Consider the following 5,325-nt stretch of genomic DNA (forward strand, 5'->3'; position numbering starts at 1 on the left):
ATTTTGAAATGTTTGATTGTTCGTCTTCTTCTTGAGAAGACTTTTACTATTTTATCATCTGTTTTAATTTATGTCAATACATTTTTTAAAAAAATCTGAGGAAAAGATTAACTCTTCCTCAGATATGCATTATATTACTATTTGATTTATTTTCTTAGTAATGAAATATTTAATTCTAATAGTTGTTCTAGATCTACTGATGATGGAGCTTGAGTCATCGGATCAGCTGCATTCGCAGTTTTAGGGAACGCGATTGTATCACGTAAGTTATCACGTCCGGCTAATAACATAACGAATCTATCTAATCCCAGAGCACAACCTCCGTGAGGTGGTACACCATATTCAAATGCATCTAATAGGAATCCAAATTGTTCTTGTGCTTGTTCTTGTGTGAATCCTAACGCTTTAAACATAGAAGATTGAACTTCTTTATCGTAAATACGGATACTTCCTCCACCTAACTCATATCCATTAAGTACTATATCATAAGCTTGTGCATATGCTTTTTCTGGTGCTGTCTCTAATAGTTCAACATCTTCTACTTTTGGCATTGTGAATGGGTGGTGGGCTGCACTATAACGACCTTTCTCTTCATCATATTCTAATAATGGCCAGTTTACTACCCATAGATAGTTGTATTTATCTTTATCAATTAAGTCTAAATCAGCAGCTAGTTTTTGACGTAATGCACCTAATGATGCGTAACATACTTTCTTACTGTCTGCAGCAAATAATATTATATCTCCAACTTCTGCATCTACACGAGCTACTAATTCTTGAGCTACTTCATCAGTAAAGAATTTAGCAATTGCTCCATTTAATCCTTCTTCTGTTACTTTTACCCATGCTAATCCTTTAGCTCCATAGTTTGCAACATATTTACCTAAAGCGTCGATATCTTTACGAGAATATTGCTCTGCACATCCTTTAGCTACGATACATTTTACTGCTCCACCTTGTTCTACTGCATTTGAGAACACTTTGAAGTCTAAGTTCTTAACAAGATCACTAACATCTTTTAATTCCATTCCGAAGCGAGTATCTGGTTTATCACTACCAAATCTTTCCATTGCTTCTTCGTAATCAAGTCTTGGGAATGGTAAAACTACATCGATACCTTTTACTTCTTTCATTACGTGTGCAATTAAACCTTCTATCATAGTAAGAATTTCTTCTTGTGACATAAAGCTCATTTCCATATCGATTTGTGTGAAGTCTGGCTGTCTGTCTGCACGTAAATCTTCGTCACGGAAACAACGAGCTACTTGATAGTATCTGTCAAATCCAGCAACCATTAATAATTGTTTAAATAGTTGTGGTGATTGCGGTAATGCATAGAATTCACCCGGGTGAACCCTACTTGGTACTAAGTAGTCACGTGCTCCTTCTGGAGTAGACTTAGTTAAAATTGGTGTTTCAACATCAACAAACATATTGTTGTCTAAATAATCTCTAGTTGCTTTAGTAATTTTTGAACGTAAGTGTAATACTTCTGCAAGTTCTGTTCTTCTTAAGTCAAGGTAACGATATTTTAGACGTAGCTCTTCACTTGATAAACTTGCATCGTCTAATACGAATGGTAATGTTTTTGCTTTTGATAAAATTTCTAATTTATCAGCGATAACTTCTACTTTTCCTGATGCAATTTTCTCGTTTACAGTAGATTCATTTCTTAATACTACTTCTCCTTCAATAGAAACTACGAATTCGTTTCTTAAAGTTCCTGCTAGTTCATGTAATTCTGTATTTTTTTCTCCTGAGAATACACATTGAACTACACCCATTCTATCTCTTACGTCTATAAAGATTAAGTTACCAAGGTCACGACGTTTACTAACCCAACCTTTTAATGTTATTTTTTTTCCAACATATTTTTCATCTATACGACCAGCGTATTCCGTTCTTCCGTATGCGCTCATTATTTTTCTCCTCTCAATTTCTCTTGTAAATAATCAACTATGTTATCTAAGTTAATTGTTTCTTGTTCAAATGATTTCATGTCTTTTATGACAAGTGTTCCATTTTCCAGTTCACTTTGTCCAATTATTATAGAATATTTTGCATTATATCTATCTGCAATCTTCATTTGAGCTTTCATTTTTTTATCAAAATAATCATTTTGTACGCTATATCCAGCTAACCTTAAATCATTAGTAAGTTTTACTCCAGCATTTGAAGCTTCTTCACCCATAGCAACTACAAACACATCGATTGTATCATCTATAGGTAATTCAATATTTTCACTTTCTAGTGCTAATAATAATCTTTCGATACTTAAAGCAAAACCAATACCTTTTTTATCTTCTGGTCCATCTAACAATTTAATTAAACCATTATAACGACCACCTCCACAAAGTGTTTTTAATTCCACTTCAGGATTATCTATCATAATTTCAAATGCAGTGTGAGTATAGTAATCTAATCCGCGAACTAAATTATGATCGATTTCATACTTTACACCAAGCGCATCTAAGTGTTTTAGCACTTCGGCAAAATATTGTTTTGATTCCTCACCTAAGTAATCTAATAGTTTTGGTGCTGATTTAATAAGTTCATGTCCTGCATCAACTTTACAATCTAAAATTCTCATAGGATTTTTGTAAAGTCGATTATTACAATCTTCACAAAACTCATTTATTCTAGGCTCAAAATGTTTTACTAATGCTTCATTATAAGCTTGTCTCTCTTCAGGATTTCCTAAAGAGTTAATACTTACCTTGATATTTTCTATACCAAACATTCTGTAAATATTGTACGCTAAGCTTATTACTTCTGCATCAATCTTTGGACTTTCTTCTCCAATAACCTCAACTCCATATTGAACGAATTGACGATAACGTCCTTTTTGTTTTCTTTCATATCTAAACATCGGACCAACATAGTATAGTTTTTGTGGTTGAATTGTTTTTGCGAATAATTTGTTTTCTATATATGAACGAACTGTTCCAGCAGTTCCCTCAGGTCTTAGTGTTAAAGATCTATTTCCTTTATCTTGGAAAGTATACATCTCTTTTTGAACTATATCAGTAGTATCTCCAACACCTCTACTGAATAATTCTGTTGATTCAAACATCGGTGTTCTAATTTCTTCATAGCAAAAGTTCTTGCTAATTTCTCTTAGTTTCCCTTCAATATACTGCCATTTAATACTTTCTTCAGGTAGTATATCTTGAGTCCCTCTCGGCATACTAATTACCATTTCATTCTCCTTTCAATAATTTATCTACAAATCATACTTCAATATAAATTAAAATCGCCCCATATAGCTTATACTATATGGGACGATAACTAAATTCGTGGTGCCACCCTAATTCATATCGAAATATCGATACCTTATTTTTAAATTATTAAGTTTTACAAAAAGTGTTACTTATTTTAATCATTAATATTTAATCTTTCAGCCAAGGGATTAAATTCTCTTTAATTAAAACATAAAATAAAATTCTTTTTACTTTTTTTGTCACGTTTCTTTTAAATATATTATACCAAACTATTACTATTGTCAAGAAATTATTATATATTTCATCATATTATTTTTAAAATCTATTCCAAATATTCTAGCCTGTATATAAGATTATTTTTCTACAAAATTCAATATTAATAGCTACTATTTATTTCACTATACTAGACAGTTCCTAAGCAACCAAACAGATAAAATGCATATTTAAATTAATTACTTATTATTTCCTTCACTTGATTTTTTTTCCTTAACATTATACAATAAATTATAGTTGAAGACATTAAAGAAAGGAGTGCAACCCTTTATGAAAAAAATAATCTCTGTTTTAATGCCTATATTAGCAATATTTTTCTTAGTAGGTGGGACATATTACTACCTTAATGCAGGAAATAAGAATTTCAAAGAAGAACATTCAAAATATATATCATTAATTAATGATTCATATGATTTTAAAACTGGCTTAAACGGCCTTGAAACTTTAACTACAGAAAAAGCTAAAGAAACATTAAGAAATATTGATAATGAAGTTAATATTGCTAGTGAACTAGTAAAAATCGATAATGCACTTAATAATGCAGACACAGAAACTGCTTATGAACGTTTAAAACAAGCAAAAAAATTAGACACAAATCATACTTTTTCAAAAGCAATTTCATATTTAGATACACAATTAGATAATTATGATAATGCTCTTACTGAGATTTTAGAATTAGATACAACTTCACCTAACTATACTGATCAAGTTAAAGCTATTATAGCTAAGTATGAATTTAAATACGAAGCCTTAAAAGAAAAATTATTAAATTCTGAAACCTCAGAATTGGAACAAGATCACAAAACTAATGTTACGAAAAAAGAAGAAACTAAAAAAGAAATAGAAAATAGAGTAGTCTCTAAAAAAGAAACTACATCTACTAATAAAAATTCTAATAGTACTAAGAATAATTCTACGGATACTAAAAAAGCTTCATCTATACCTAATACTCAAAACCATCCACAAATTGTTGGTCAACAAGTACCTGAGACATATAATACTATACGTTACACTCAGGAAGGTAGCACTAGTAGAAATATCATTGAGAATGAATTAAAAGGTGATATCTCTAATTTTACAAATGAAGAAATAAACGCTGCAATTGCTAGCTATAACGCAAAAAATCAAGGATAACAATGACTATCCTTGATTTTTTCTATTATCTTATTTTTCTACAGCTATAACTTCAATCTCAATATTACCACCTAATGGCAATGCTGCTACTTGGAAAGCCGATCTAGCCGGAAGCACATCATTGAATTGCTCCGCATAAACTTTATTCACTTCAGCAAAATCAGCAATATCTTTTAATAATACTAATGATTTTACAACATGATTCATAGAGCTCCCTGCTTCTTCTAAAACTGCTTCAATATTTTTAAACACTTGTTTTGCTTCTTCGATAACTCCACCTTCAACTATTTTTCCAGTTTCTGGGTTAATTCCTAATTGACCCGAGCAAAAAATTAGATTGCCTACTTTATTTGCTTGTACGTATGGTCCTACAGCTTTTGGTGCTTTTGGTGTATTTACTTCTGTAATTTTCATCTTATAAATCTCCTTTTATTTTGATAAAATATCAACTTTTGATCAATACTTCATTACGAGAGTATATTAAAGAAGTTTATCTTCTTTTAAATAGACACTGTAATAAATGATATCTTATACCTTTTCATTTTATTATAATTTATTACAGAAAATTTTTCAATAAAATCGTATTCGTTTTCAACATATTACCATTATAGTAACTTTCTGATATTTTCCAATTAATTTATAATAATTTTTAGTCTTAAAAAATAAAAGGTTGTATACTAAATCCGGGGCATGGAAA

Annotated in this window: 4 protein-coding genes; 1 reads left to right on the forward strand and 3 read right to left on the reverse strand. The window is 30.4% G+C overall.

Annotated features, from left to right (window positions below):
* Positions 1–146: 146 nt before the first annotated feature.
* Entirely contained in the window at positions 147–1,919 is a 1,773-nt protein-coding gene (aspS, locus tag HMPREF3186_RS02400) for an aspartate--tRNA ligase (protein ID WP_060913774.1), read from the reverse strand.
* A complete protein-coding gene (gene hisS, locus HMPREF3186_RS02405) occupies positions 1,919–3,199 on the reverse strand; it encodes a histidine--tRNA ligase (protein WP_060913775.1) in 1,281 nt (426 codons plus the stop codon). The genes aspS and hisS overlap by 1 nt, the downstream gene beginning before the upstream one ends.
* A gap of 565 nt (positions 3,200–3,764) precedes the next feature.
* On the opposite strand from hisS, the gene HMPREF3186_RS02410 reads away from it, so the two are divergent.
* Positions 3,765–4,628, forward strand: coding sequence for a hypothetical protein (locus HMPREF3186_RS02410; RefSeq protein ID WP_060913776.1), 864 nt, complete (start codon positions 3,765–3,767; stop codon positions 4,626–4,628).
* A gap of 30 nt (positions 4,629–4,658) precedes the next feature.
* Here HMPREF3186_RS02410 and HMPREF3186_RS02415 read toward each other — a convergent pair whose 3' ends face one another.
* A complete protein-coding gene (locus HMPREF3186_RS02415; protein ID WP_003147859.1) occupies positions 4,659–5,042 on the reverse strand; it encodes a RidA family protein in 384 nt (127 codons plus the stop codon).
* Positions 5,043–5,325 lie beyond the last annotated feature (283 nt).

This window comes from Gemella haemolysans (assembly GCF_001553035.1).
Lineage (GTDB): Bacteria > Bacillota > Bacilli > Staphylococcales > Gemellaceae > Gemella > Gemella haemolysans_B.